Consider the following 26,573-nt stretch of genomic DNA (forward strand, 5'->3'; position numbering starts at 1 on the left):
TCGTGAACGCGCCTGCACTCCCGCCATTAACCGTTCGGAGGCCATCGCCGCTTCCAAGCACGGATCAAAGCAGGAAGCCCTCGAGAGCCGCGAGGAACTGCTGCGGCGACTGAAGCTGCGGCACGTGCGCGCAACCCGGAATGATCTTGAGTTCGGCGTGCGGCAATCCCGCAGCCAGCTCGTGCGACATCGGCGGAGGCGTCGCCTCGTCGTGCTCACCGACCAGAACGAGCACCGGAACCTTCACCGCGGCAAGCTCAGTGCGGAGATCCAGGCTCGCCAACGCGTCGCACGCGGCGCGAAACACGTCGGGGTCCGTCCGCAGAAAGGCCTCACGACGGTCCCGCATCAGTTCGGGGTGCTGCTCCTGAAACTCGGGCGCGAACAGGCGCCGCATCGCGACGTCGGTGATGGCCTGCAGCCCCTTTTCCCGCGACGCCTTCGCCATGTTGCGAAACGCCTCGCGGCCGGGCTCGGAGAACGCCGCGCCGCTGTCGGCGAGGATGAGCTTGCTGGCGATCGCCGGATGCCGGATCGCCATCTGCAAGGCGACGAAGCCACCATAGCCATTGCCGAGCACGATCGCCGGCGCACCGCCCGCGGCGTCTTTCACAGCCTCTGCCATCCGGTCCGCGACCGCAGCAAGGCCGCCTTCGACCGCGCGCGAGCGGCCGAACCCCGGCAGCTCCGGCACGATGGCGCGGAAGGACTTCTGGAGCTCCGGCGCGATCGCATCAAAGCTGGCGCGGTCCGACAACAGCGAGTGGAACAGGAACAGCGGCGGCCCCTCGCCCGATTGCGCGGCGTTGACGGTCCCGTTGGCAAGAAGCCTGTCCATGTGCGGTCTTTCCCTCGCTTCACCGGTCGTTCGCGTGCCCCGAAGGCCCTGACTGATAAATCAACTGTCAGGGAATTCAAGCTTTTAGCTCTTGACGTAAAATATCACGAATGAGATATTAACGCCAAGGAGATAAGGAATATGATGCTTTTGCGCGAAGATATCTACGACCGCCTCAGGTCTGATATTTTAGCTTGTCGTCTTGCGCCTGGCGGTGAAATGCGCGAGCAGGACCTCGCCGAGCGCTATGACGTGAGCCGGCAACCGGTCCGGGATGCGCTCCTGCGGCTGCAGCGCGAGCACCTCGTCACGGTGCAGCCGCGCCAGGGCTATCGGGTCACGCCGATCTCGCTCTCGGACGCCCGCGACCTCCTCCGCTTCCGTCTTGCGCTGGAGCCGGCCTGCGTCGCCGAAGCCATCGAGAGCGCGCCCGACAGCGTCTTGAAGTCGCTCGACGAATTCCGCCGCTTCTCCGGCAACCACGAGGACTTCATCGCCTACAATCGCGGCTTCCACACCGCGCTCGCCCATGCCTCCGGCAATCGCCGCATGGCGACGGCGCTGTGCGACCTGATCGGCCAGGCCGACCGGCTGGTCCGCGTCAGCATCTCCAATCTGAAGGGCCACGATCCGGCAAAGCTCGTCGCCGAGCACGTGGCTTTGATCGACGCCATGCAGCAGCGCGAGACGCGGACCGCCGCGCGCATCATCAAGGCCCATATCGGGGCCACTGAAAAACGCGTCCTGCCGGCGCTCAAGCGCAACGCCGTCATCGTGGAAGAGAGGTCGTCATGAACATCCCGTCAAAACCCGCGTCGATCGACGTCGAAATCCATGGGAATTTCGTCGACGGACGTGAAGTCGAAGCCGGCAATGGCGCGATGCTGGACGTGCGCAATCCCGCCACCGGCGACGTGATCGCCCGCATTCCCAACTCCACCGCCGAAGACATCGACCGTGCCATGAAAAGCGCGCGCGCCGCGTTCGAAGGCAAGGCCTGGGGCGGCATGGACACGCGCGCCCGCGCCCGCCTGGTCAACAGGCTCGCCGACGCATTCGAGGCCAATCTCGACAGCCTGTACCGGCTGGAGACCCTCAACAACGGCCGTCCGGTCAACGAGACCCGCGCCCAGCTCTCCCGCCTGCCCGATTTCTTCCGCTACTTCGCTGGCGTCGCGCTGTCGCGCCGCGATTCCGTCATCCCCGTCGAAGGCGCGTATCTGAACTACACGCTGCGCACCCCGATCGGCATCGTCGCCAATTGCACGCCATTCAATCACCCGCTGATGATCCTGTGCAAATCGCTCGCCGTGGTGCTGGCGACCGGCTGCGTCACTGTGGTCAAGCCGTCCGAATACACGCCGCTGACGACGCTCAAGCTCGCGCAGATCTTCACCGAAGCAGGCCTTCCGCCCGGCGTCTTCAATGTCGTCCTCGGCCTCGGCCAGAGCGCGGGCAAGATGCTGGCCGAGCACGGCGACATCGACAAGCTGGTCCTGACCGGCGGCACCGAGGCCGGCCGCATCGCCGGCAGCGCAGCCGCAAGAGTGTTCGCGCACCAGACCATGGAGCTCGGCGGCAAGACGCCGGTGATGGTGTTCGACGATTTCGACGTCGACCGCGCGGTCAATTACGCCGCGTTCGGGGCTTTCATCGGCGCCGGCCAGACCTGCGTCTGCGCCTCGCGCCATATCGTCCAGGCCTCGATCTACGATGAGTTCGTCGAGAAGCTGCAGGCCAAAACCCGCACGATCCGCGTCGGCGATCCCTTCGATCCCGGCACCCAAATGGGTCCGGTGATCTCGGCCAAGCAGCGCGACCGCGTTCTCACCTACGCAGGCTACGGTCACGCCGACGGCGCGCGTCTCGTCACCGGCGGTGTTGCCGCGAAGGTGGCGGGCCACGACAACGGCTATTTCGTCGAGCCGACGGTGTTCGCCGACGTCAGATCCGACATGCGGATCTTCCAGGAGGAGGTGTTCGGTCCCTTCACCTCGGTGACGCCGTTCAAGGACGAGGCCGATGCGCTCCGGCTTGCCAACGACTCGCCGTTCGGCCTCGCAGCCGCGATCCGCACCCGCGACGTCGCGCGCGCCCACCGTGTCGCCGCCTCCGTCAAGGCCGGCATCGTCTGGATCAACGATCATCACCGGCTCGACCCGGCATCGCCCTGGGGCGGCGTCGACGATTCCGGCATCGGCCGCGAATGCGGCACCGAGAGCTTCAACGACCATTTCAACACCAAGAGCGTGATGGTCGCGACGCACGAGCAGCCGTTCGACTGGTACCGCGACACGGCCAATCAGAAGCGACTGAACTAGCAGAGCTGCAAGCGGCAGGTCGCCCAGAGAAGGCGGGCCGCATCAACGGGGATAACAGTCAAGGGAGAGCGTCTATGTCGACATCGGTGAACGCAGGCGGCCGTCTTGATCGGCTTCCGATCGGGCCATTCCACCGCCGCATCATGCTGCTGATCGGCATCGGCATGTTCTTCGACGGTTTCGACATCTATATCGCCGGGACCGTGCTCAGCGTGACGCTGAAGACCGGCTTTTCGACCCTCGCCCAGAACGCGGCCTTCATCTCCGCGACCTTCGTCGGCATGATGCTGGGATCGTTCGGCACCGGCTTCCTCGGCGACCGCTACGGACGCCGCTTCACGTATCAATTCAATTTGCTGCTTTTCGGCATCGCCTCCCTTGCCGCCGCCTTCTCGCCTGATATGGCCTTCCTGATCGCCTGCCGCTTCGTGATGGGCGTCGGCTTAGGTGCGGAGAACGTCGTCGGCTATTCGACGATGACCGAGTTCGTGCCCGCGCGCACCCGCGGCAAATGGCTCGGCTTCACCGCCGTGTGCGTCGTGACCGGCCTGCCCGCGGCGCTGCTGATCGCATCCGTGATGGTGCCGCAATTCGGCTGGCGCTCGATGTTCGTGCTCGGCGGCGTCGGCGCGCTCGTGGTGTGGTACATGCGCAAGTCGCTGCCGGAATCCCCGCGCTGGCTCGAAGCGGTGGGACGCACCGCCGAGGCGGAAGCCTTGATGCAGGCCATCGAGAAGGAGGCCGCGCAGGGCCAGCCCCTGCCACCTCCCGCAGCCACGATGCCGGCACCGGTCGCTCCCGATCTCGGCACGCTGTTCACCGCACCTTTGCTGTCGCGAATGATCGTCGGCGCGGTCTGCCTGATCACGATCAACACCCTGCTCTATGGCTTCGTGACATGGCTGCCGGTGTTCTTCGTCAAGCAGGGCCTCTCGATCGCGACGTCGTTTGGCTATTCGCTGCTGATGGCGCTCGGTGCGCCGATCGGTTCGGCCATCGGCGCATTGACCGCGGACCGCTGGGGCCGCAAGCCGACCATCATCGGGGCCTCGCTGATCGCGGTCGTGCTCGGCATTCTCTACCCCATGATCTCGGACCCGATCCTGCTGCCGGCCGTTGGTTTCGCGTTGACCGTGCCGATCTACGTGCTGGTCGCGCTGCTGTTCGGCATCTACATCCCGGAATTGTTTCCGACCGAGGTCCGCCTGCGCGCTTCGGGCATCGTCAATACGCTGGGGCGCGGCGCCACGATCGTCACGCCGTTCCTCGTCGTGTCATTGTTCGAGTCGCGCGGTGTCGCCGGCGTGATGGCGCTGATGATCGGACTCTTGGTCGTGCAGATCATCACGGTCTGGGCGCTCGGCATCGAGCCGCGGCATCGCAGTCTCGAGGAGCTGAAGGCGGAGGAAACGGCTTCGCCGGTTCTGAAGGAAGCGTCCTGAAAGCTGCCGGGCGAGCGCGGCCTGCATGGTTCGAGACGCCCGCCTACGGCGGGCTCCTCACCATGAGGGTCAGATATTTTGCCGCGCAACTTGACCTCATCCTGAGGGCCCGCCGAAGGCGGGCGTCTCGAAGGATGCGCCACAGTCCCGTAGCCCGGATGAAGCGATAGCGTCATCCGGGGTCCTGCATCCCTGTCGGGACATGTCCCGGATTGCGCTGCGCTCCATCCGGGCTACAAGGTCTCGGCCGGGATACAATGGAGCGCGTGATGACTGCAGACGCCACTGACCTGAACTACGGCTCGATCGGTGCACTCCTCGGCGCCCTGCACACGCGCAAGATATCTGCCTCGGAACTACTCGCGCACACCGTCGCCCGCATCGAGGCTCTGGACGGGCCGATCAACGCGATCATCGTTCGTGATTTCGATCGCGCCAGGGAGGCCGCGCGCGCTGCCGATGCCGCGCTTGGCCGCGGCGAGCGGCTGCCGTTGCTCGGCATCCCCGTGACCCTCAAGGAACCGTTCAACGTCGCGGGCTTGCCGACAACATGGGGCTTTCCGCATTTCAGGGATTTTAAGCCGGCGGAAGATGCCCTCGTCGTCTCGCGGCTGAAGGCGGCGGGCGCCGTCATCATCGGCAAGACCAACATCCCAATCGGCCTCAGGGACTTCCAGAGCTACAACGAGATCCACGGGACGACGAACAACCCGTGGGATCTCGGCCGCTCGCCCGGCGGCTCCTCGGGCGGATGCGGAGCGGCGCTGGCCGCGGGCTTCGGCCCGCTCTCGATCGGCTCGGATATCGGCGGCTCGATCCGGGTGCCCTCGCATTTCTGCGGCGTGTTCGGACACAAGCCGAGCCTCGGCCTGGTCCCGCTGCGCGGATACAGCCTGCCACCGGCACCGCCCGTGCCTGGCCAGGGTGATCTCGCCGTCGTCGGGCCGATGGCGCGCACCGCCTCGGACCTCGCCTTGTCGCTCGACGTGATCGCCGGCCCCGACGAGACGCGCGACGGCATCGGCTATCGCCTTGCACTGCCGGCCCCGCGGCATGAGCATCTCAAGGATTTCAGGATCCTGGTGATCGATACCCATCCGTTGATGCCGACGGGTGACGCTGTGCGATCAGCCATCGGACGGTTGGCCGACCGGCTTGGCAAATCGGGCGCACATGTCGCGCGCGCCAGCGCATCGCTTCCAGATCTCGCCGAATCCGCGCGGCTCTACATGAAGCTGCTCAACGGCGCGCGAAGTCCGCGCCTGACACCGGCCGCTCTCGCAGACGCGCAAGCAGCTGCCGCGGCACTCTCGCCCGACGACCGCAGTCTGCAGGCCGAGCGCGCCCGCGGCTGGGGCATGATCCATCGCGATTGGCTGATGCTTGATGCGGCCCGCCTGCAGTTGCAGCAGAAATGGTATCAGCTCTTCCGCGACTTCGACGCGGTGATCTACCCCGCCGCCGCCGTGCCGGCCTTTCCACACGACCAGTCCGAGCCGTTCGACGCGCGGCAGCTCGACATCGATGGCAAGCTCTACAACTACTCCGATGCGTGCTTCATCTGGGCCGATCCCGCCTCGACCTGCGGATTGCCTGCGACCGCCGTACCGATCGAGCGCACAGCGACGGGCCTGCCGATCGGCGTCCAGATCATCGGGCCTTATCTGGAGGACCGCACGACGATTGCGCTGGCCGGGCTGATCGAGCGCGAGTTCGGCGGCTTCGTCGCGCCCCCGGCGCTGCCGAGATGAGTCAGGTTCTGTCGGCCGACTGCGCCTCGACCGCCTGCACGGCGACATCAGCCACTTGCCGCAGCGCTTCGCGATCCGCGCCTGAGGACGCCATCACGCCCATGCCGACGGAGACCGCCGAGACATAGCGCGCGAGCGCGGCGGGATCGGCGCTTTCCTTGAGATCGCCCTCCGCCTTGGCGCGGATAAAGCGGTCGCGGAGCTGGTCTTCGTTCTGAGCGCGGCGGGCGGCGAGCTCGAAGGGGACATTCTCGGAGCCGGAGCCGCAGGCGATACCGCCTTGCACCAGCAGGCAGCCGGGCGGGTTGGCGGGATCGGTCTGCTTGTCGGCGATGCCCATCAGCATCCGCTCGGCGACCTCGCGGGCGGTCGGCGCCGCCACCACCTCGTCCATCCAGGCGCCGCGCAGCTTGGTGTAACGGTCGAGCGCGGCCTTCAGCAGGCCTTCCTTGTTGCCGAAGCAGGCGTAGAGACTGGGCGGGTTGATGCCCATGGCCTCGGTGAGCTGGGCAATCGTGGCGCCCTCATAGCCATGGCGCCAAAACACTTCCATCGCCTGGTCCAACGCCAATTCGGCGTCGAATTCGCGGGGGCGTCCCATGCCCATGTCACTGTCTCCTCAGAATCGGCGCTTCGCCCCAATCAACGCCCGATTCTATCTACTTGTTCTCGCTTTATTTTCTCTTTCGCCTTCACATTCTTGCGGTAAGCGGCTACAATTTTCTTAGCGAACGGTACATAAGTATCTTGCGCTGCGATATCCAGCTCCACATCTGTAGTGAACACTACATATCTGGAGCGCGCAAATGCCCCCGTCCCAAAATACCTCCCGCGCCGGCCGTATCCGCCGCCTTCTCGGCGGCGTCGCCATCGTGGGCGCCCTCGCCGCAGCCGGCTCGATCGCGACCGGCCGCTGCCGCACAGGCGACCGCAACGGCGGCCGCGGCTGAACAGGCCGTCCCCGTGACGGTCGCACTGATCGAACCCAAGCAGACCGTGCTGTGGGATGATTTCTCCGGCCGGCTCGAGGCGATCCAACGCGTCGAGCTCCGCCCGCGTGTGGCCGGTGCGATCCTGTCCACCAACTTCACCGAAGGCGTGCTGGTGAAGGCCGGCGATGTGCTGTTCAAGATCGACCCGGCGCCGTATGCGGCCGAGGTCGACAAGGCCGCGGCCCAGCTCGAAGCTGCGAAAGCGCGCGTCGTGTTCACCCAGAGCGAGCTCGAGCGCGGTGCGCAGCTCGTCGGCAACGCGGTCGTCACGCGGCGTGACTATGACCAGCGCGACAACGCCAATCGCGAAGCGATCGCCAACGTCAAGGCGGCCGAAGCGACGCTGCAGACCGCAAAGCTCAATCTCGACTACACCGAAGTGCGCGCGCCGGTGGACGGCCGCGTCGGCAAGATCGAGGTCACCGTCGGCAATCTCGTCGCCGCCGGCACCGCCTCCCCCGTGCTGACCTCGCTGGTCTCGGTCAATCCGATCTACGCGTCCTTCGATGCCGATGAAGAGGTCGTGCTGCGCGCGCTGAACTCGATTGCGGATAGCACCGGCCAACGCGGCAAGCTCGACCAGATCCCGGTGGAGATGGCGACGTCGGGCGGTCTCTCGGCGAAGGGCCACATCCAGCTCATCGACAACCAGGTCAACGGCCAGAGCGGCACCATCCGCGTCCGCGCGGTCTTCAAGAACGAGGACGGGCGTCTCATCCCCGGCCAGTTCGCCCGCGTGCGCATGGGCCAGCCGAAGCAGCAGGCGCTGGTGATGATCGACGAGCGCGCGATCGGCACCGACCAGGACAAGAAGTTCGTGATGGCGGTCGGCGACGACAGCCGCGCGGTGTACCGGCCGATCACGCTCGGCGGCGCGGTCGACGGACTTCGCATTGTCACCGAGGGGCTGAAGCCCGGCGACCGTATCGTGGTCAACGGCTTGCAACGCGTGCGCCCCGGCGCCCTCCTCAAGACCGAGGTCGCGGCGATGGGCGCGCGCGGGCAACAGGCTTCGAACCACAGCAACCAGGACGTGGTGCAACGTTAGTGTTCTCTGTCATTCCGGGGCGCGCGTAGCGCGAACCCGGAATCCAGCAGTTTGGAAACTCCGACCACTTCATCTCCAGATTCCGGGTTCGCGGGCTTCGCCCACGCCCCGGAATGACGGTGGAGCTGTCCGGAGACACGCAAGATATTGCCCAGGGGCAAGCCCATGAATCTCTCAAAGTTCTTCATCGATCGTCCGATTTTCGCCGGCGTGCTGTCGGTCCTGATCTTCCTCGCCGGCCTGATCTCGCTGTTCGCGATGCCGATCTCGGAATATCCCGACGTCGTGCCCCCCTCGGTGCTGGTGCGCGCGACCTATCCCGGCGCCAATCCCAAGGTGATCGCGGAGACCGTGGCAACGCCGATCGAGGAACAGATCAACGGCGTCGAAGGCATGCTGTACATGTCGAGCCAGGCGACCACCGACGGCGCGATGACGCTGACGGTGACGTTCCGCCTCGGCACCGACCCCGACAAGGCGACGCAGCTGGTGCAGAACCGCGTGCAGCAGGCCGAGCCGCGCCTGCCGGCCGTGGTGCGCCAGCTCGGCATCATCACGAAGAAGTCCTCGCCCGACCTCACCATGGTCGTGCATCTGCTGTCGCCGAACGGCCGCTACGACATGACGTATTTGCGCAATTACGCGGTGCTCAACGTCAAGGATCGCCTGGCGCGGATCGACGGTGTCGGCGACGTCCAGCTCTATGGCGCCGGCGACTATTCGATGCGGGTCTGGGTCGATCCGCAGAAGGCGGCCGAGCACGGCCTGACCGCCAGCGACATCGTCAAGGCGATCCAGGCGCAGAACGTCGAGGCCGCTGCCGGCGTCGTCGGCTCATCCCCGAACGTCAGGGGCATCGACCTGCAGCTCTCCGTCAATGCGGAAGGCCGTCTCGCCAACGAAGAACAGTTCGGCGACATCGTGGTCAAGACCGGCACCCGCGGCGAGGTCGTTCGCCTGCGCGACGTTGCGCGCATCGAGCTTGGCGCGTCCGAATACGGTCTGCGCTCACTGCTCGACAACAAGCAGGCGGTGGCGATCCCGATCTTCCAGGCGCCCGGCTCCAACGCGCTGCAGATTTCCGACAACGTTCGCGCCACCATGAACGAGATCAAGAAGAACATGCCGGAGGGCGTGTCCTACCAGATCGTCTACGACCCCACCCAGTTCGTGCGCTCCTCGATCGAGGCCGTGATCCACACGCTGCTGGAAGCGATCGCGCTGGTGGTGCTGGTGGTGATCCTGTTCCTGCAGACCTGGCGCGCCTCGATCATTCCGCTGCTGGCCGTGCCGGTCTCGATCGTCGGCACCTTTGCTGTGATGCACGTGTTCGGCTTCTCCATCAACGCGCTCAGCCTCTTCGGCCTCGTGCTCGCCATCGGCATCGTCGTCGACGACGCCATCGTCGTGGTCGAGAACGTCGAGCGCAACATCGAGGCCGGGCTGTCACCGCGCGATGCCACCTATCAGGCCATGCGCGAGGTGTCGGGGCCGATCATCGCAATCGCGATGGTGCTGATCGCCGTGTTCGTTCCCCTCGCCTTCATCTCCGGCCTCACCGGGCAATTTTACAAGCAGTTCGCGCTGACGATCGCGATCTCGACCGTGATCTCGGCGGTGAATTCGCTGACGCTGTCGCCGGCGCTGTCGGCGCTGCTGCTGAAGGGGCACAACGAGCCGAAGGACAAGCTCACGATCATCATGGAGAAGAGCCTTGGCTGGTTCTTCCGCCGCTTCAATCGGGCGTTCACCTACTCCTCCGAGAGCTACAGCGGCACCGTCACCAAGGTGATCTCGGGCAAGGCCGCCGTGATGGGCCTCTATGTGGTGCTGGTCGGTCTCACCGCCTTCCTGTTCCAGCAGGTGCCGAGCGGCTTCGTGCCGGGCCAGGACAAGCAGTACCTCGTCGGCTTCGCCCGCCTGCCCGATGGTGCCACACTCGATCGCACCGAAGAGGTGATCCGCAAGATGAGCGATATCGCGCTGACCCAGCCCGGCGTCGAAAGCTCGGTCGCCTTCCCCGGCCTGTCGATCTCCGGCTTCACCAACTCCTCCAACGCCGGCATCGTGTTCTCGACGCTGAAGCCGTTCGACGAGCGCAAGGATCCCGCGCTCAGCGGTCCCGCGATCGCGGCCGAGCTGAACAAGAAATACGCCGGCATCCAGGAAGCCTTCATCGCCATGTTCCCGCCGCCGCCGGTCAACGGCCTCGGCACCATCGGCGGCTTCAAGCTGCAGATCGAGGATCGCGCCGGTCTCGGCTATGACGCGCTGAACGAGGCGACCAAGGCGTTCATGGCGGCGATGCAGAAGGCGCCGGAGATCGCCGGCGTGTTCTCGAGCTTCCAGGTCAACGTGCCCCAGCTGTTCGCCGACATCGACCGCACCAAGGCGCTGCAGCTGGGCGTGCCGGTGACGGAAGTGTTCAACACGTTGCAGATCTACCTCGGGTCCTACTACGTCAACGACTTCAACAAGTTTGGCCGCACCTATTCAGTCCGGGTCCAGGCCGACGCGCCGTTCCGCGCGCGCGCCGACGACATCAGGCAGTTGAAGGTGCGCTCGTCCTCCGGCGACATGGTGCCGCTGTCGGCGCTCTTGAAGATCCGCCAGAGCGCGGGGCCGGAGCGCGCGATCCGCTACAACGGCTTCCTGTCCTCCGACATCAACGCGGCGGCTGCGCCCGGATTCTCATCGGGCCAGGCGCAGGAGGCGGCGACGCGGATCGCGGCGGAGACGTTGCCGCCCGGCTTTGCCTTCGAATGGACCGACCTGACCTATCAGGAGTTCATCGCCGGCAATTCGGGCATCTGGGTGTTCCCGCTGGCGATCCTCTTGGTGTTCCTGGTGCTGGCCGCGCTCTATGAGAGCCTGACCCTGCCGCTCTCGATCATCATGATCGTGCCGATGGGCTTGCTCGCTGCGATGTTCGGCGTCTGGTTCTCCAAGGGCGACAACAACGTCTTCACCCAGATCGGTCTGATCGTGCTCGTCGGCCTCTCCGCCAAGAACGCGATCCTGATCGTCGAATTCGCGCGCGAGCTCGAATTCGCCGGCCGCACGCCGATCCGCGCCGCGATCGAGGCGAGCCGCTTACGGCTGCGTCCGATCCTGATGACGTCGATGGCGTTCATCATGGGTGTGCTGCCGCTGGTGCTCTCGACCGGCGCCGGCTCGGAGATGCGGCGGGCGATGGGCGTTGCCGTGTTCTCCGGCATGATCGGCGTCACCGTGTTCGGCCTGTTCCTGACGCCGGTGTTCTATGTGCTGCTGCGGACGATCACCGGCAACAAGCCGCTGGTGCATCACGGCAGCGACACCAGCGCGGCGCCGGTTCAGGGCGTGAGCCACGAAGCCAGTCACTAGATCAGGGAAATCCCCGAGATCAGCAACAGAACGAGCACGGTCTTGCGAAAGACCGTCTCGTTGACGCGGTGAAAGGCGAGCACGCCGAATACCGAACCGGCTTCGCGGCCGGCGCGGCAAGTTACTTCCGGTTCTCCTCGCAGAACTTCAGCGCGGCGAGCGCCTCGCCGGCGCGCGGGATCTGCATCTCGATGCTGTCGTCGTCGTCATCCTCGAAATCGAGCGTGAGGCGCTTGGCCTTGGAGAGCCGGTCCATGATCGACTGGTCGTACTCGAAGATGCCGCGCACGGTGGTCTTGTCCATGACTTCCCACTTCGCCTTCTTCATGATGTCGGCGTCATCAGTGCCGACATCGGCGCGGAGGATCTCGCCGACCTTGTCCCACTCCCAGCCGTCATAGATCATCACGATGACGATGGCCTTGTCGGAATAGGTGATGACAATGACGTAGTCGCGGTTCTCGTCCTCCTTGTCCTTGTAGCCGCGGCTCGCATTGCAATGCGTGTCCTGCGTCCGCTTCTCGATGGTCCAGTCGCCGACCTTGGCTTGTTGCGCAAGCGCGGGCCTCGAGCTCAAGGCGGCTGCGCTCAAGGCGCCCACGAGAATTCCGGCGCCGAGAAGAGATCGTTGCATGTCAGCCTCCAGCGCGTCCCACGCAGAGATGACCACCTCTGCCGGCCGCTCGCAAGGCTTTCGGGCCGTGGGCGAGACAACGGCCAGCGGCCGGCCCTACCCTCTTCGCGGTACGATCGCGATCGGGGTGAAGGTGTAAACCTCCTCGCCGTTCTGGTTGAACATCGTCCATTTCACCAGCGCGATGCCCTGCGGCTTCGACTTCGAAGGCGTCAGGCTCATGACCTCCCCGACCAGATGCAGGCGGTCGTTGGGCCGCACCGGCATGGTCCAGCGCAGCCCATCAACACCGGCGCCAATCAGCGGATGCGGGCCGAAGGGGCGGGTCTGGACCGCGAGGTTCATCGCCATCGCGGCGGTGTGCCATCCCGAGGCGGCAAGCCCCTTGAACAAGGTTTCCTTGGCCGCCTCATGGTCGAGATGCATCGGCTGCGGATCGTACTCGGCGGCGAAGCGCTTGATGTCGGCTTCGGTGACCACCACCTCGGGCGACTTGAACCGCATTCCAATGGTGAGATCGTCGAACCATTCGACCTGCGCCATGATTTTGCCTCGCAATATCGTACGCCGCTGCCGGGAGTGCGCGGTTCAAGGGATTTAGCGAAATTGCGATGTAACGGGTCCGCCGCGAACAAGCCAGCCCAGGGTTCCCCCGCGAAACCTCTTTCCCGGTGCGACGAAACACGCCTGAAACAGATCGCCGGTTAAGTCGTTGTCAAAATAAATACAGGGACGGCCACCATGCATTTCCTCCTCGACCTGATCTACGATTATGCCTGCTGCAAGAACCTCGTCGCGCAGTCGCCACGGGAGGACGAGCTATGATTGAGCTGATCTCCGCCCTCCTCGCGCTCTGCAGCATCGGCATCTTTGCGGCGCATGCGCTGGATGCCTATCGCACCACGCATTACTGAGTGCGTCGCACCGGCGTCCTAAAACGGCCGCCGGTAAAAATGTTCTGAATGCGTCGCGGGCGGAAACCTGTTGGCGAGCGCGAGCGCCCCCTTTTCGTCCGTCTCGAGCGCGATCTTCTGCGCCAGCATCACGTCGCCGGGCACGAGGAAGCCTGACGGGACGAAGCACCACCCCATCGTCGCGTGACCGGCATCGTCGACCTCGTGGACGTTGGCGGCCGTGCCATAATGAATGCGATACCGCTTGCCGGTATCGCAGCCGATGACGTCGAAATACCGGTGCTGCTCGAACTGTGCGCGCTGCTCCGCCGTCAGCCACTCGGCCAGAAGCCGGCGGCCCCGCGCATCGGGCGTGTTCTCGCCGAAGAAGCGCCGGTAGAGTTCGCGCAGCGCGTGCAACCGGGCACGCGCGGGCGCGCGGAACCAGAGTGCCGCGAACATGAGCAGCTCAGATCAGCCGCCGACCAAGCGGGGATAGAACAGCGTTTCCTGCGCGGTCGGATCGAACGACTTGATACGGGTGACTTCGCCGGGTCCGGTTCGGAAGGCGGCGGTGAAGCCGGCTCCGGTCAGCTCCCGAAAGCGCTGCTCGGCTCGCGCCAGCGCTTCGGCATTGCCAGGATCAAACTCGTGGCGGGTGTCGCCAGTCTGGTCCATCACGATCTGGGTTGCCATAGTTGAGTCTCCTCATGCCCAGCCCTGAAACGGATCAAAGCAAACCTCGTGCCGTCGGTTCCCAAGTGCAACAACTTTCTCGCACCAGTGCATCACGCCTTGCTGAGTAAGAGCATTTTCGAGCGAAGTGGACGTTCGAAACGGGCTCTCGTCAGCGCGATGCGGCCGCCCCTCCCCCCTCGTCGATCTGCCGGCCCATCAGCGCAATTGCCTTCTGATAGACGCCGGCGGCATTCCAGGCCTCGATCGCCGCGAAATTCGCCTCGCCCGGCTGGTAACCGGCTCCCGCACGCCAGCCGTGGGCCTTGAGGAAATTCGCGGTCGAGTTCAGCGCGTTGGCAGCGACCTCGAGATTGCCGGTACCATAAGCCAGGATGTTCTTTGGCATGAACTGGGTCTGACCGACCTCGCCATGCATGGAGCCACGGGTCGATCCCGACAGGGTGCCGCGGTCGATCAGCTTCAGCGCGGCATAGAGCTGGTCGGTGAAGAATTCGGGACGACGGCAATCATAAGCGAGCGTCGCGATCGAGGAGAGCATGTTCTGGTTGCCGCGCTGGCTGCCGAAGCCGGTCTCCATGCCCCAGATCGCGATCAGCGGCCCGGGCGGGACGCCATAGCGCTGCTGGATCGAGGCAAACAAGGCGGCCTGCGACTGCTTGAGCTGCCGCCCCTTGGCGACGATGGTGGTGGCGCCCCGCTTGGCGAGGAACTGGTCGAGCGACAGCGAGAAGCTGCGCTGGCCGCGGTCGGCCGCAATGGTGGCGCTGGCGTAATTGGTCTGCATCAAGGCCGAGATCGCGGTCTGGCCAATACCCTTTCCTTGCGCCTCCGCGCTGAACTCGCGCTTCCAGGCCTCGAAGCCGGCCGGCGAGCTGCCGCATTGCGCGGCCTCGGCCGAAGGCAGGCAGAGTAGCAGCGCGGCCGCGCCAATCACCGCCGTTGCGACTGTCCTGCCCTTGATCATTGCGCATTCCTCTTGCTGATGCGCGACCGGCTCGCGCGAGCGCATGATCCTACGTCAGTTGCAATCGCTCAAGTCCCGCCAGATACAATCAATCCAAGCAAAGCCCTTGACACGCGCCTTACGTTCCCTCCGCCCCCAGCAGGAAATCCACCATGATGCTCTGATGCTGCTGGTACATGTCCGTGCCGGTCCCGGTCACGCAACCGATCCTGCGGGCGGCTGCGATGAACGGCGAGACCTCTGGCTTTGTGATCACGCAGCCGCAATAGGCGGATGGCGCAAGCCGCGCGACGTCGACCGGCAACGGGTCGCCATCCTTCATCCCTGCGGGCGTCGCATTGGCGACAAAATCGAAGCCTGCGGGGTCCAAGGTGCCGGCCCGCACGGGCGCCTTGCCGAGGCCGTTGAGCCGGCCGATCAGGGCATCGCGGCGCTCTGCCAGGCTGTCATGAATCGCCAGTTCGCTCACCCCGGCCTCGACCAGCTCGAGCGCGATCGCCGAGCCCGCACCGCCCGCGCCGACAAGCAGCGCCCGCATGCCCGCAGGGTTGATTCCCTTCGCCCGCGCCGCCCCGACGAAGCCGAGGCCGTCCACCATGTCGCCGTGCCATGCGCCGTCGGGACGCCGGCGCATCAGGTTCACGGTCCGCAGGAAATGCGCGCGCGTCGTCGCACTCGCGCAGGCCTGGTAACAGGCGAATTTGTGCGGGATGGTCACGACGATGCCATCGAGGTTCTTCAGCCGCGTTGCCACCGAGAGGAAATCGGCCTAATCCCCTGGCGCCACCTGAATAGGCACGAGAACGCCGTCGTGCCCGCGCGCGGCAAAGGCGGCCGACACGCCCGCCGGCGAGCGCACCTGCGCGATCGGATCGCCGACGATGACGTGGAGCCGCGTGGCGCCTGAAGGTGCCGGGATCGTGCTGCTCAAGCCCGGACCTCCGCGTCGGTCCCGCAAGTCAATTCCAGGCCGTCCAGATTGCCCTCCTTGCGCCATTTTTCGAGCATCCGCAGGAACGCCACCGGCCCGCGCCAGTACTGGCTGTTTCTGGCCGCAATGGGATCGAACACGCCCTCGTTGTTGTAATAGCCGGGCGTGCATTCGGCGAGATAGGTCTGGCGGCCGATCGCGGCCTTGACCACCTCCTCGACCCAGGCGTTCTCGGCGGCGAGCGTCGGCTCGAGCGTCCTGGCGCCGCGCTTGCGCGCCTGATCGATGACATAGGCGATGTGCTGCGACTGCTCGTCGATGATGTGCGGGAAGTTGGCGCTCTGGCCGGCCTGCACCGTGACGATCAGGAAGCAGTTCGGAAAGCCGCGGCTGTAGAAGCCGTGCATCGTCTTGACGCCGTCGCGCCAGCGCTCGGACAGGCTGGTGCCGTCGCGGCCGTAGACCTCAAATCCCATGCGGCGCGCGTAATCGGTGCCGACCTCGAAACCGCTGGCATAGATCAGGCAGTCGAGCTCGTAGGCCTTGCCATCGACGACGACGGCATTCTCCGTGATGCGCTCGACGCCCTGCCCTTTGGTGTCGACGAGATGCACGTTGGGTTGATTAAAAGTGTCGAGATATTCGTCATGGAAGCACGGGCGCTTGCAGAACGCCTTGTACCAGGGTTTCAGCGCGGCCGCGGCTGCTTCGTCCTTCACCACGGTATCGACGCGAGCGCGGATCTCTTCCATCTTGCGGTAGTCGGCCTGCTCGATGACCTTCAGCGCCTCCTCCATCGAGGTCACCGGCTGCGGTTGCCGGCGCGGGGCCAGCAGGATCTCGCCGAGGAGACCGGTCCAGCCGTCCTGCACAAGATCCTGCTCGAACGGCTCGCCCGAGATCACGGCGGTGAAATTGTCCATGCGCTCGCGCTGCCAGCCGGGCTTGAGGCTCTCCGCCCAGGCCTGATCCGTCGGCCGGTCGTCGCGCACGCCGATCGCCGATGGCGTGCGCTGGAAGACATAGAGCTCCTTCGCGGAGCGGCCGAGATGCGGCACGCATTGCACGGCGGTGGCGCCGGTGCCGATGATGCCGACGCGCTTGCCGGCAAGGCCCGTGAGATCACCCTCGGCGGTGCCGCCGGTGTAGGCATAGTCCCAACGGCTGGTGTGGAAGCTGTGGCCCTTGAAGCTCTCGATGCCGGGAATGCCCGGCAGCTTCGGGCGGCTCAGCGGCCCTCCGGCCAGGATGACGAAGCGCGCGCTGATGCGGTCGCCGCGATCGGTCTCGACCAGCCAGCGCGCCTCCTGCTCCTGCCATTCCATGCGCGAGATGATTGTCTGAAACAGCGCGCGCTCATAGAGCGAGAAGTGACGGCCGATGCGGCGCGAGTGCTCGTAGATCTCCGGCGCCCGCGCATATTTGCGCACCGGCATGTAGCCGGTCTCTTCCAGCAGCGGCAGGTAGATATAGCTCTCGGTATCGCAGGCAGCTCCAGGATAGCGATTCCAGTACCAGGTGCCGCCGAAATCGGCGGCCTTTTCCACGATACGAAAATCTCCGATGCCCGCTTGGCGCAAGCGCGCACCACAGAGCAGGCCACCGAAGCCGCCGCCGACGATCAGCACTTCGGTCTGCTCGCTGACAGCCTCGCGCGCAAGGCCGGGATCGGCCCAGGGATCGTCGAGATAACGGCCGAATTCGCCGGTGACCTCGACATACTGCGCCTTGCCCTCGGCGCGCAGACGGCGGTTGCGCTCGTCGCGATAGCGCGCGCGGAGTGCGGAAATATCGACCGTAGATGCGCCGGCTGTGCCGGTCTTGTGTCTTTCCGCTGACATTCATTTCCTCCACGGCGGACGCTGCTTCGCCGGCAGCTCAACCTCAAATTAGCCCTGAAAAAGTGACGCATGCAATCACGTCCGCTGTTTTTTACGTGAACGCCGCGTGACGTTCCGCTACCCTCCGCGCAAATCACAAACCAACGCCATGCAACGACGTGGCAATCCGGAGGAGACCATGCAGGGATTGATGATGGACATGCCGCTTCTGATCAGCGGCCTGATCCAGTACGCCGCCGACTATCACGGCGAAGCGGAGATCGTCGCGCGCGAGATCGAGGGCGACATCCATCGCTATACCTACGCAGATGCCCATCCGCGCATCAAGCGCATGGCGCTGGCCTTAAAGCGGCTCGGCATGACGCAAGGCGATCGCGTTGGCACGCTGGCCTGGAATACGCATCGACATTTCGAGATGTTCTATGCGGCGCCGGGCATGGGCTACGTGCTGCACACCGTCAATCCTCGGCTGTTTCCCGAGCAGCTCGTCTACATCATCAACCACGCCGAGGACCGCCTGCTGTTCATCGACCGTGCCACGCTGCCGGTCGTGGAAGCGATCGCGCCGCAGCTAACGACGGTCGAAGCCTATGTCGTGATGTCCTCGCGCGAGCGGATGCCGGAGACGAAGCTTACCAACGTGCATTGCTACGAGGAGCTTCTGGAGCAGGAGAACGACGCCGGCTTCGCTTGGCCGGAGTTCGACGAGAAATCCGCCTCCACGATCTGCTACACCTCGGGTACGACGGGCAATCCCAAGGGCGTGATCTATTCGCACCGCGCCGCGATCCTGCAGACCATGACCTGCTGCAATTTCGACTTCCTGCCGGGCCATGTCGAAGGCGTGCGCGAGGTGATGATGCCGATGGCGCCGCTATTCCATGGCAATGGCTGGAACATGCCGTTCACCGCGCCTTACACCGGCTCGAAGCTGGTGCTGCCCGGCCGCAACTACGAACCCGACAAGCTCTACGAATTGCTCGAAGGCGAGAAGGTGATGCTGTCGGCGGGCGTGCCGAGCTTCTGGCTGATCCTGCTCGACTGGCTCGGGCGCACCGGCAACAGATTCTCGACGTTACGCGCGACATTGTCGTCGGGCTCCGCGCCGCCGCGCGCCATGGTCGAGAAGCTCAAGCGCGAGTACGATGTCGACTATATCCAGGCCTGGGGCATGACCGAGGCGCTGGGCTGCTCGATGCCGGGCCTGCGGCCGGGCTCGGAGCATCTCGGCGACAAGGAGAAGTTCGACCGCCGCCAGGTATCAGGCCGCGCCTGCTTCGGCACCGCCTTGCGCATCGTCGATGACGCAGGCAACGTGCTGCCGCGCGACGGCAAGACGGTCGGCCATTTGCGGGCCCGCGGGCCCTGGGTCGCCTCCGGCTACATGAAGCTGGAGGAAGGCCTCGACCGCGACGGCTGGCTGATCACCGGCGACATGGCCGTGATCGACCCGCAGGGCCACGTCACGCTGACCGACCGCTCCAAGGACGTGATCAAGTCGGGCGGCGAGTGGATCTCCTCGATCCAGCTCGAGGATATCGCCTTGTCGCATCCCGACGTGCTGCAAGCCGCCGTCGTCGCCATCGCGCACGAGAAATGGCAGGAGCGCCCCCTGCTCCTCGTCGTCCGCAAGAAGGGCGCGACCGTCGACGGCAAGACGCTGCTCGAGCACATGCGCCCGAAGATCGCGAGCTGGTGGATGCCGGATGCCGTCGAATTCCTCGACGAATTCCCGATGACCGGCACCGGCAAGGTGCTGAAATCGGCGCTGCGCGAGCGATTCAAGGAGTATCGCGTCGCATGACGCGACGCGCGATGGCGCTGACGTCCGTGCCGTCCATAGATAAAGGAAACGAACGATGCTCTACCCGATGTCGCCCAAAGTCGTCGAGCTCAAGCGCAAGCTCGAGAGCTTCATGGACCGGCACATCTATCCGAACGAGGAGCGGTTCTATCGCGAAGCCGAAGAGCTCGGTCCGTGGAAGGTCTATCCCGTCGTCGAGGAGCTGAAGCCGCTGGCGCGCGCTGAAGGTCTCTGGAACCTGTTCCTGCCGGAGTCCGGCCACGGCGCGGGTCTCACCAACCTCGAATATGCCCCGCTCTGCGAGGTGATGGGCCGCTCGCACCTTGCGCCCGAAGTGTTCAACTGCTCGGCGCCCGACACCGGCAACATGGAGGTGCTGGAGCGCTACGGCACGGAGAAGGACAAGGAGCGCTGGCTGAAGCCGCTGCTCGCGGGCGAGATCCGCTCCTGCTTCGCCATGACCGAGCCGGCAGTAGCGTCGTCGGATGCGACCAACATCGAAAGCTCGATCGTGCGCGACGGCGACCATTACGTCATCAACGGCCGCAAATGGTACACGACGAACGCGACCGACCCGCGCTGCAAGATCTGCATCTTCATGGGCAAGACCGATCCTGACAATCCGGATCGCCACAAGCAGCAATCCATGATCCTGGTGCCGATGGAGACATCAGGCATCGAGGTCAAGCGCCCCCTGCCCGTGTTCGGCTTCTACGGCGTGCCTGATCGGGCCTCCGAGGTCGTCTTCACCAATGTGCGGGTCCCCAAGGAGAACATGTTGCTCGGCGAAGGCCGCGGTTTCGAGATTGCACAGGGCCGGCTCGGACCCGGTCGCATCCACCACTGCATGCGCCTGATCGGCCTTGCCGAACGCACGCTGGAAAAGATGTGCCGCCGCGTCCGCAGCCGCATCGCCTTCGGCAAGCCGGTCTCGGAGCAGACGGTGACGCAGGAGCGCATCGCGGAAGCCCGCATCATGATCGAGCAGGCCCGCCTGCTGACGCTGAACGCGGCTTACGCGATGGACACCGTCGGCAACAAGGTTGCGAAAGCCGAGATCGCGATGATCAAGGTCGCCGTGCCCAACATGGCCTGCCAGATCATCGACTGGGCGATCCAGGCCCATGGCGGCGGCGGCACCTCGAACGATTTCGGTTTGACGCAGGCTTATGCGACGGCGCGGCTGCTGCGGCTTGCCGACGGGCCGGATGAGGTGCACCGCAACCAGATCGCGCGATTCGAGCTGAAGAAGTATTCGAATGCCTGAGCCGCCGCTGGCGCGTCGGTACTAATATAGGAGCGGGCTTGTAAACAAGGAGGCCGAACATGACTGCAATCTCCTCCTCACCCACCCGGCGAAGCCTCCTCGCAGGGTCAGCCGCAACCGGTGCCGTCAGCTTGCTTCCAATACACTTCGTCGCCGCACGCGCGCAATCGAAGCAAGGCGGGTCCCCGCGTGGTACGACCAAAGCCGACGCAATTCTTTCCTTCCGCGTCAATGTCCGGGGTGAAGACCTCGCTAATCTCCGCCGGCGCCTCGCGTCCACGCGCTGGCCCACCAAAGAGCTCGTTGAGGATCGGTCGCAGGGTGTGCAATTGGCGACGCTGCGGGCGCTCGCCCGCTACTGGTCGACCGAGTACGACTGGCGCAAGTGCGAGGCACGGCTGAACGCGCTGCCACAGTTCACGACCGTGATCGACGGGGTGAAGATCCATTTCATCCACGTCAAGTCCCGGCATGAGAACGCGCTGCCGCTGATCATGACCCACGGCTGGCCTGGCTCGGTCGTCGAGCTCCTCGATACCGTCGGTCCCCTGACCGACCCGACCAAGTATGGTGGCACTGCCGACGATGCATTCCACTTGGTGCTGCCGTCCTTGCCTGGCTACGGCTTCTCGGGTGAGCCGACCGAACTCGGCTGGGACACCGCCCGCATCGCGCGTGCGTGGGCGGTGCTGATGGATCGCCTCGGCTACACGCGCTACGTCGCCCAGGGTGGCGACGTAGGAGCCGCAGTCACGGATGCGATGGGGCGGCAGGCACCCAAGGGACTTCTCGGCATCCACGTCAACTTGCTCGCGGGTGTGGCGGCAATGTCCGACAAGCTGCCCGCAGAATCCGAGAAGGAACGCGCGGCGCAGAAGGCCGCCGCGACGTTTAGGGCGAGTGGCTTTGGCTACTTCCTGGAGCAGTCGACGCGGCCACAGACGATCGGCTACTCCCTGCTGGATTCACCCCTCGGGCTGGCGAGCTGGATGCTCGACCATGACACGGACAGCTACTACAAGATTTCCCGAGCGTTCGTGGAGGGTAAGCCCGCGGGCAATCTCACCCGGGACAGCATCCTCGACAACATCACGCTGTACTGGCTGACGGGCACTGGGGCCTCGGCCGCACGGTGGTACTGGGAGGCCGGACAGGCCGCAGCCCGTGCGGCCGGCAAGTCTCCTCCGGCGGTCGCGGTTCCCGTGGGATTTACGACGTTCCCCGGCGAAATCTTTGCTGCGCCCCGAAGTTGGGTCGAGATTATGTACCCCGGCCTCGCCTACTTCAGCGAGGTCGAACGTGGCGGACATTTCGCCGCCTGGGAGGAGCCGAAGCTGTTTTCAGATGAGATACGCGCGGCCTTCCGATCATTGCGCAAATAGCGGACCAGAGGCTCGACGCCGACGATGTTGAGCACGCGCGTCAGAGTGTAGGTCAGCGCACACCGCGTCATCTCCGTAGCGACCTTCGGCAGCGTCTTGCACAGGAAGGGCTGGCCGCGCGTTATGAGTCCACGCCCTAGAGACTGCTCTAGGGGATCCGCGTCTAGTCGAAGCTTGGCGGCTCCTGGAAGGGCGCAGATACGTTCTGATTCGAAATCGCTTCGAGCATCGCTCCGAAAATGATGAACGGCAGATAGAACGCAAGCATGATCGTATTCCTCCTGATGTGATAACCTTGGCCTGCAGGGCCAGGTTCCTCAAATTGACGCTTGCCCGCCTCGGAACATTTTCGGCGCTTACCGAGCTACCGACGACACCGAGTCAGAGGCCGTATCAAGAACGCATCGCGTCGATCGCATGGGCGATCAGAACGGCTGCGCTTGCGGCAATGAGAAATACAAACAACCAGCTCACGTCCGCCTCCGATCCCGGAAGTGAACGCGTTCATCCATGCACAGTCAAAAACCATCCGTCTGGAACCGCTATTCCGCGGCTCGCTGATGCTTCGCAGCAACAATTGCATCTGCTATCGGCGCTATCGGCAGAACGCCAACAGGAGCAACGCGCCGACGACACAGGCTGCTAGGACTAAAAACCAAAGGCCCATACAGTCCCCCGACTCAACACAGGCGAGTCAGGATTAGCCTTTGGATTTGGCATTGAAACGTTTGTCGCCGGTTTTCCCCAGGCCAAGCGCAATCATCTGCTCGCTGCGTTAGTCCAATACCTCCACCGTCGCGGAGCGGCCGGCGACCAGCGACATGTTGCCCGGAACATTGTCCAGCGCGATCCGCACCGGCACGCGTTGCGCGAGGCGCACCCAGCTAAACGTCGGGTTGACGTTGGCGAGCATGCTCGCGCCTTCCGCGCGGTCACGGTCCTCGATTCCGGCGGCGATGCTCTCGACGTGACCAGTGAGCGTGGTCTTCTCGCCCATCAGGCGGACCTGCACCTTGTCACCGACGCGGATGCGCGCGAGCTTCGTCTCCTCGAAATAGCCTTCGACATGCAGCGTATCGGTGTCGACCAGCGCCATCACGCCCTTCCCGGCCGTGACGTAGGCGCCGGGGCGCAGATCCATGTTGGTGATCACGCCGTTCACGGAGGCGCGAACCTCGCTGCGATCGAGGTTGAGCTGCGCCACGGCGCGGTCGGCGACGGCCGCATCGAAGGCCGCCTTGGCCTGGAGCTGGGTGGCGAGCACCTGCTCCTGCTTCTGCTGCGAGACCGCGTCGGTCGTCAGCGTGCTGTAGCGCTTCAGATCGGCATTGGCCTGGTCGAGCGTGGCCTGATGACCGGCCACCGACGCATCGGCCTGCCGCAGCGCCAGCGCAAAGCGCTCGCGGTCGATCCGGAACAGAACGTCGCCGCGACGGACCTTCTGGTTGTCCTTGACCAGCACCTCGGTGACGAAGCCGGAGACATCGGGGGCGACCTGGACCACATCGGCGCGCACGCGGCCGTCGCGGGTCCAGGGCGATTCCATGTAGTAGACCCAGAGCTCGCGGCCGACGACGAGCGCGGCTATGACGGCAAGGACGGTCAGCGCAATGCGACCGAACAAGGCAAGATTGCCCTTCATGTGAGGTACTCCGAGAGATAGACGACGCCGCCGAGCAGGCAGACGAAGATGGCGAAATCGAACAGCGCGCGGTGCCACACCAGCCGGTAGAGGTCGAAGCGCTGCATCAGGCGGCGCAGCAGCGCGCTCAGGGCGTAGGCGACGATGATCCACAGCAGCAGCGCCGGCACCAGCACGCCATAGATGTCGATCACATGTCTCATGCGGCAACACTTTCTGCGCGCGGCCGGTAGGCCGGCGCGTCCGGAAACAGGCCGCGGCGGATACCGACGAGACCGATCAGGGCGTCTTCGCGCGCGCTGTCATTGGGATCCTTCACCGCCTGGGCCAGCGCCCGGTCGACGCTCGTCAGCAGCTGGGCCGGCATGCCATTCCCCGCATAGCTGCGGCACGCCTTGGCGAGCTGATCGAGCATGTCGTCGATGACGGCAATGGTGGACGCTGCAAGCCCGTAGCGGGCGCGGCGCAGGTCGATGATGTTGATGCCGATGCGGAGCTGGACCAGGCTGTCGGCGTCGCGGCGGTCGCTCTCCGAGAGGAACGCGATACGCTGCACCAGCAACCCGAGCCGATGCAGCATCAGGCCGGCGAATTCCGCGCGGTCGCGCTTGCCGCGGCGCTCGGCGGCAACCGCGAGCGTCTTCCAATTCGACAGCACCAGGCGATTGGCGATCCATTCGGCGCCCACCCCGCGCGCGATCCGCGTCACCAGCTCGGCGATGACGACGCCGACGAAGAAGGCGACGGCCGAATTGGCAAAGGCCGCAAAATCCGCGCTGTAGGTCGATTGCAGCGCCAGCAGCGTCGCGGTGTTCGCCGCGAGCGCCATGCCGGTGCCCGCCGTGGCCGGCCGGCTGATCAGGAAGCCATAGAGCAGGAAGGTCGGCGCCAGCGCGACGATCAGGACCTCGAGATGGGAGATCGCGGGCACCAGCGCAAACAGATAGACCGCGACCACCACGATGGCGACCAGCGACCACAGGCCGAAGCTGCGGATGAAGCGCGCCGGCTCGTCCTGTGCGGCGAAGAACGAGCAGGCAACCGCCGCCATCATCGGCGCCGAGGCGCCGTCCGGCCAGCCGGTGCCGATCCAGAACGCGCAGCAGATCAGGATGGCGATGGCGGCACCGGCCGCCGACCACAACGCCAGACCGCGATCCCTGTGGCGCACAGGTGCGGCGCCGGCCTCGGAGCGGAACGCAAGATCGAGCGTCGAGACGTTGCGGTTGTCGGCGATCGCCTCGGTCAGCTCGCGGCAGTCGCGCGAGAGGTCGACGAGCTCGCGCAGCCGCAACAGCAGACTTGTGGTGATGATCCTCTCCCAGTCAGCGCTGTCATCGAGCACCGCCTGCCGCTCGGCGATCGCGGTGCGGATCCGCTCGGCCGGTTGCCGTGCGCCGACGTCGCTCACGATCCATTGCGCCAAATCCTCCAGCAGCTGCTTCAGCTCGGGCTGTCGCCGCAGGGCTTCCTCGCCCAGTGCAGCCAGTCGATCCTCGATCGAGGCGATCACGGGCAGCAGCGTCAGCATCCGGAGCCGGATTTCGCCAAGGCCCGTCACCGCGTTGCGGTCCGTCAGCCGGTCGTAGGCAAGATGGGTGGAGAGCGTGTCGATCTCGACGATGTCGGTTGCAAGCTTGAGGCGCTTGCCACGGCGAAATTCGTCAGTACCCTCTCGCAACAGTACCGCCTGGCTGAGACGCCGCGCGTCCGCCAGCCAACTATCGACGCGGTGGGCCACGGCGGGAGCGACGCTGCGCGGAAACACGATGGTCGAGACCAGGCTCGCACAGATGATGCCGAGCGAAATCTCCTCGAGCCTTGCAACTGCGGTATCGAAGATGGCACCGGGCTCGGAGACCGCCGGGAAGCCGATCAGCGCCACCGTGTACCCCGCCAGCATGAAGACATAGCTGCGCGGCGTGCCGTCGAGCAGCGACAGATAGAGGCAAAGCCCGACCCACAGCGCGATGGCGAGGCAGAGCAGTTCCGGCGCGTCGATCAGGTTCGGCACCAGCGCCACGGTCATGACGGCGCCGACCAGCGTGCCCATCACGCGGAAGAAAGCTTTCGAACTGGTGGCCCCCGCCAGCGGCTGCGAGGTGATGTAGACGGTCGCCATCGCCCAATAGGGCCGCGGCAAGTCCATGGCGAGCGCGATGACGAGCGCCAGCATCGACGCGGCGAACGTCTTCAAAGCAAAAATGAGGTCCGCGTGGCGGACCAGGAAAGGCTCGTCTGCGCGCATGGCTATTTCGCCTCGGAGCCAGTCTTCTCGGGACCAGTCTTTTCAGGCCCAGTCTTGGCGTCTTGCAGGCGACTAGCCCGCTGTTCGATGCGCTGAAGAGTGTCGAATGTTATCGCAAGTTCCTCGGGCCCGATATCCTTCAGGAGGCCGGCCCGCACCCGGCGCAGCACCCGGTTGGTCTCCTCGACCTTGGCCGCGCCCGCTCTCGTCAAATGTAACGTTTTGGCACGACGGTCGGTGGGATCTTTCCGGCGCTCGACCAGGCCCTCGGCCTGGAGCAGGTCGATCAGGCGCACCAGCGACGGCCCCTCGATGCCGAGCTCATCCGCGAGCACGCCTTGCCGGACATGCTCGCCCTGGCGCGATAGCACCAGAAGCGGAATCGCGGTCGCATAGGACAGGCCGTGCTCGGACAGCGCAGAATCCGACTCGCGCCGCCACATCCGTCCCAAGCGCGCGATCAGCCGGCCGATCTCGGCGTGGATGTGAGCCTGCAAGGGAGCCATCCAA

At 65.1% G+C, this 26,573-nt stretch carries 20 protein-coding genes and 2 pseudogenes; 9 read left to right on the forward strand and 13 right to left on the reverse strand.

Translation table 11 applies throughout. From position 1 onward, the window contains the following. Positions 1-64 precede the first annotated feature (64 nt). Positions 65-838, reverse strand: coding sequence for an alpha/beta fold hydrolase (locus IQ16_RS13520; protein WP_018645632.1), 774 nt, complete (start codon positions 836-838; stop codon positions 65-67). A 144-nt stretch (positions 839-982) separates the two neighbouring features. Between IQ16_RS13520 and IQ16_RS13525 the strand changes: the two genes are divergently transcribed. From IQ16_RS13525 to IQ16_RS13540, 4 genes are all read left to right on the forward strand, one after another. Next, positions 983-1,633, forward strand: coding sequence for a GntR family transcriptional regulator (locus IQ16_RS13525; RefSeq protein WP_026312412.1), 651 nt, complete (start codon positions 983-985; stop codon positions 1,631-1,633). Continuing rightward, entirely contained in the window at positions 1,630-3,159 is a 1,530-nt protein-coding gene (locus IQ16_RS13530) for an aldehyde dehydrogenase (protein WP_018645630.1), read from the forward strand. The genes IQ16_RS13525 and IQ16_RS13530 overlap by 4 nt, the downstream gene beginning before the upstream one ends. A 74-nt stretch (positions 3,160-3,233) precedes the next feature. After that, positions 3,234-4,601, forward strand: a complete 1,368-nt coding sequence (locus IQ16_RS13535; RefSeq protein WP_018645629.1) for an MFS transporter — start codon at positions 3,234-3,236, stop codon at positions 4,599-4,601. A gap of 269 nt (positions 4,602-4,870) precedes the next feature. Beyond that, positions 4,871-6,352, forward strand: a complete 1,482-nt coding sequence (locus tag IQ16_RS13540) for an amidase (RefSeq protein ID WP_244635672.1) — start codon at positions 4,871-4,873, stop codon at positions 6,350-6,352. A 1-nt stretch (position 6,353) separates the two neighbouring features. On the opposite strand, the gene IQ16_RS13545 is transcribed toward IQ16_RS13540, so the two are convergent. Beyond that, positions 6,354-6,959 (reverse strand): TetR/AcrR family transcriptional regulator, encoded by a 606-nt coding sequence (locus IQ16_RS13545; RefSeq protein ID WP_018645627.1) that lies wholly within the window; start codon positions 6,957-6,959, stop codon positions 6,354-6,356. A gap of 199 nt (positions 6,960-7,158) precedes the next feature. Between IQ16_RS13545 and IQ16_RS13550 the strand changes: the two are divergent. Further along, positions 7,159-8,392 (forward strand): annotated as a pseudogene (locus IQ16_RS13550) (efflux RND transporter periplasmic adaptor subunit). Positions 8,393-8,557: 165 nt separating this feature from the next. Beyond that, entirely contained in the window at positions 8,558-11,758 is a 3,201-nt protein-coding gene (locus IQ16_RS13555; RefSeq protein ID WP_018645625.1) for an efflux RND transporter permease subunit, read from the forward strand. 121 nt (positions 11,759-11,879) lie between these two features. Here IQ16_RS13555 and IQ16_RS13565 read toward each other — a convergent pair whose 3' ends face one another. From IQ16_RS13565 to IQ16_RS13595, 7 genes and pseudogenes are all read right to left on the reverse strand, one after another. After that, complete coding sequence (locus tag IQ16_RS13565) at positions 11,880-12,392, reverse strand: hypothetical protein (protein ID WP_018645624.1); 513 nt, start codon at positions 12,390-12,392, stop codon at positions 11,880-11,882. Between the two features lie 96 nt (positions 12,393-12,488). Further along, positions 12,489-12,935 carry a MaoC family dehydratase gene (locus IQ16_RS13570; RefSeq protein WP_018645623.1) on the reverse strand — a complete coding sequence of 149 codons (447 nt, stop codon included), beginning with the start codon at positions 12,933-12,935 and terminating at the stop codon, positions 12,489-12,491. 389 nt (positions 12,936-13,324) lie between these two features. Next, on the reverse strand, positions 13,325-13,747 hold the full coding sequence (locus IQ16_RS13575; RefSeq protein WP_018645621.1) for a hypothetical protein: 423 nt from the start codon (positions 13,745-13,747) through the stop codon (positions 13,325-13,327). A 12-nt stretch (positions 13,748-13,759) separates the two neighbouring features. Continuing rightward, positions 13,760-13,981 carry a hypothetical protein gene (locus IQ16_RS13580; protein WP_008137329.1) on the reverse strand — a complete coding sequence of 74 codons (222 nt, stop codon included), beginning with the start codon at positions 13,979-13,981 and terminating at the stop codon, positions 13,760-13,762. A gap of 151 nt (positions 13,982-14,132) precedes the next feature. After that, complete coding sequence (locus tag IQ16_RS13585) at positions 14,133-14,948, reverse strand: lytic murein transglycosylase (protein WP_026312411.1); 816 nt, start codon at positions 14,946-14,948, stop codon at positions 14,133-14,135. Between the two features lie 118 nt (positions 14,949-15,066). Then, a pseudogene (locus IQ16_RS13590) lies at positions 15,067-15,879 on the reverse strand (shikimate dehydrogenase family protein). After that, positions 15,876-17,720, reverse strand: a complete 1,845-nt coding sequence (locus tag IQ16_RS13595) for a flavin-containing monooxygenase (RefSeq protein WP_018645618.1) — start codon at positions 17,718-17,720, stop codon at positions 15,876-15,878. Before IQ16_RS13595 ends, IQ16_RS13590 begins: the two are co-directional and overlap by 4 nt. A gap of 178 nt (positions 17,721-17,898) precedes the next feature. On the opposite strand from IQ16_RS13595, the gene IQ16_RS13600 reads away from it, so the two are divergent. Genes IQ16_RS13600 through IQ16_RS13610 form a run of 3 tightly spaced genes read left to right on the forward strand, consistent with a single transcriptional unit; the run spans position 17,899 to position 22,173 of the window. Beyond that, on the forward strand, positions 17,899-19,524 hold the full coding sequence (locus IQ16_RS13600; protein ID WP_026312410.1) for a long-chain fatty acid--CoA ligase: 1,626 nt from the start codon (positions 17,899-17,901) through the stop codon (positions 19,522-19,524). 55 nt (positions 19,525-19,579) lie between these two features. Next, positions 19,580-20,791 (forward strand): acyl-CoA dehydrogenase family protein, encoded by a 1,212-nt coding sequence (locus tag IQ16_RS13605; RefSeq protein WP_018645616.1) that lies wholly within the window; start codon positions 19,580-19,582, stop codon positions 20,789-20,791. A 59-nt stretch (positions 20,792-20,850) separates the two neighbouring features. Continuing rightward, complete coding sequence (locus tag IQ16_RS13610; protein ID WP_018645615.1) at positions 20,851-22,173, forward strand: epoxide hydrolase family protein; 1,323 nt, start codon at positions 20,851-20,853, stop codon at positions 22,171-22,173. Between the two features lie 775 nt (positions 22,174-22,948). On the opposite strand, the gene IQ16_RS13615 is transcribed toward IQ16_RS13610, so the two are convergent. Genes IQ16_RS13615 through IQ16_RS13630 form a run of 4 tightly spaced genes read right to left on the reverse strand, consistent with a single transcriptional unit; the run spans position 22,949 to position 26,569 of the window. After that, positions 22,949-23,815, reverse strand: a complete 867-nt coding sequence (locus tag IQ16_RS13615; protein ID WP_018645613.1) for an efflux RND transporter periplasmic adaptor subunit — start codon at positions 23,813-23,815, stop codon at positions 22,949-22,951. Continuing rightward, positions 23,812-24,018 carry a DUF1656 domain-containing protein gene (locus IQ16_RS13620; protein WP_018645612.1) on the reverse strand — a complete coding sequence of 69 codons (207 nt, stop codon included), beginning with the start codon at positions 24,016-24,018 and terminating at the stop codon, positions 23,812-23,814. Before IQ16_RS13620 ends, IQ16_RS13615 begins: the two co-directional genes overlap by 4 nt. Further along, entirely contained in the window at positions 24,015-26,063 is a 2,049-nt protein-coding gene (locus IQ16_RS13625; RefSeq protein ID WP_018645611.1) for an FUSC family protein, read from the reverse strand. Before IQ16_RS13625 ends, IQ16_RS13620 begins: the two co-directional genes overlap by 4 nt. A gap of 2 nt (positions 26,064-26,065) precedes the next feature. Beyond that, entirely contained in the window at positions 26,066-26,569 is a 504-nt protein-coding gene (locus tag IQ16_RS13630) for a MarR family winged helix-turn-helix transcriptional regulator (protein WP_018645610.1), read from the reverse strand. Between the last annotated feature and the right edge of the window lie 4 nt (positions 26,570-26,573).

It is taken from the genome of Bradyrhizobium huanghuaihaiense (assembly GCF_007830635.1).
Taxonomy (GTDB): Bacteria; Pseudomonadota; Alphaproteobacteria; order Rhizobiales; family Xanthobacteraceae; genus Bradyrhizobium; species Bradyrhizobium huanghuaihaiense.

Coding starts and splice junctions, on each gene's coding strand:
- IQ16_RS13520 (WP_018645632.1), bottom strand. CDS start 838: ATGGACAGGCTTCTTGCCAACGGGACCGTCAACGCCGCGCAATCGGGC.
- IQ16_RS13525 (WP_026312412.1), top strand. CDS start 983: ATGCTTTTGCGCGAAGATATCTACGACCGCCTCAGGTCTGATATTTTA.
- IQ16_RS13530 (WP_018645630.1), top strand. CDS start 1,630: ATGAACATCCCGTCAAAACCCGCGTCGATCGACGTCGAAATCCATGGG.
- IQ16_RS13535 (WP_018645629.1), top strand. CDS start 3,234: ATGTCGACATCGGTGAACGCAGGCGGCCGTCTTGATCGGCTTCCGATC.
- IQ16_RS13540 (WP_244635672.1), top strand. CDS start 4,871: ATGACTGCAGACGCCACTGACCTGAACTACGGCTCGATCGGTGCACTC.
- IQ16_RS13545 (WP_018645627.1), bottom strand. CDS start 6,959: ATGGGCATGGGACGCCCCCGCGAATTCGACGCCGAATTGGCGTTGGAC.
- IQ16_RS13555 (WP_018645625.1), top strand. CDS start 8,558: ATGAATCTCTCAAAGTTCTTCATCGATCGTCCGATTTTCGCCGGCGTG.
- IQ16_RS13565 (WP_018645624.1), bottom strand. CDS start 12,392: ATGCAACGATCTCTTCTCGGCGCCGGAATTCTCGTGGGCGCCTTGAGC.
- IQ16_RS13570 (WP_018645623.1), bottom strand. CDS start 12,935: ATGGCGCAGGTCGAATGGTTCGACGATCTCACCATTGGAATGCGGTTC.
- IQ16_RS13575 (WP_018645621.1), bottom strand. CDS start 13,747: ATGTTCGCGGCACTCTGGTTCCGCGCGCCCGCGCGTGCCCGGTTGCAC.
- IQ16_RS13580 (WP_008137329.1), bottom strand. CDS start 13,981: ATGGCAACCCAGATCGTGATGGACCAGACTGGCGACACCCGCCACGAG.
- IQ16_RS13585 (WP_026312411.1), bottom strand. CDS start 14,948: ATGATCAAGGGCAGGACAGTCGCAACGGCGGTGATTGGCGCGGCCGCG.
- IQ16_RS13595 (WP_018645618.1), bottom strand. CDS start 17,720: ATGTCAGCGGAAAGACACAAGACCGGCACAGCCGGCGCATCTACGGTC.
- IQ16_RS13600 (WP_026312410.1), top strand. CDS start 17,899: ATGCAGGGATTGATGATGGACATGCCGCTTCTGATCAGCGGCCTGATC.
- IQ16_RS13605 (WP_018645616.1), top strand. CDS start 19,580: ATGCTCTACCCGATGTCGCCCAAAGTCGTCGAGCTCAAGCGCAAGCTC.
- IQ16_RS13610 (WP_018645615.1), top strand. CDS start 20,851: ATGACTGCAATCTCCTCCTCACCCACCCGGCGAAGCCTCCTCGCAGGG.
- IQ16_RS13615 (WP_018645613.1), bottom strand. CDS start 23,815: ATGAAGGGCAATCTTGCCTTGTTCGGTCGCATTGCGCTGACCGTCCTT.
- IQ16_RS13620 (WP_018645612.1), bottom strand. CDS start 24,018: ATGAGACATGTGATCGACATCTATGGCGTGCTGGTGCCGGCGCTGCTG.
- IQ16_RS13625 (WP_018645611.1), bottom strand. CDS start 26,063: ATGCGCGCAGACGAGCCTTTCCTGGTCCGCCACGCGGACCTCATTTTT.
- IQ16_RS13630 (WP_018645610.1), bottom strand. CDS start 26,569: ATGGCTCCCTTGCAGGCTCACATCCACGCCGAGATCGGCCGGCTGATC.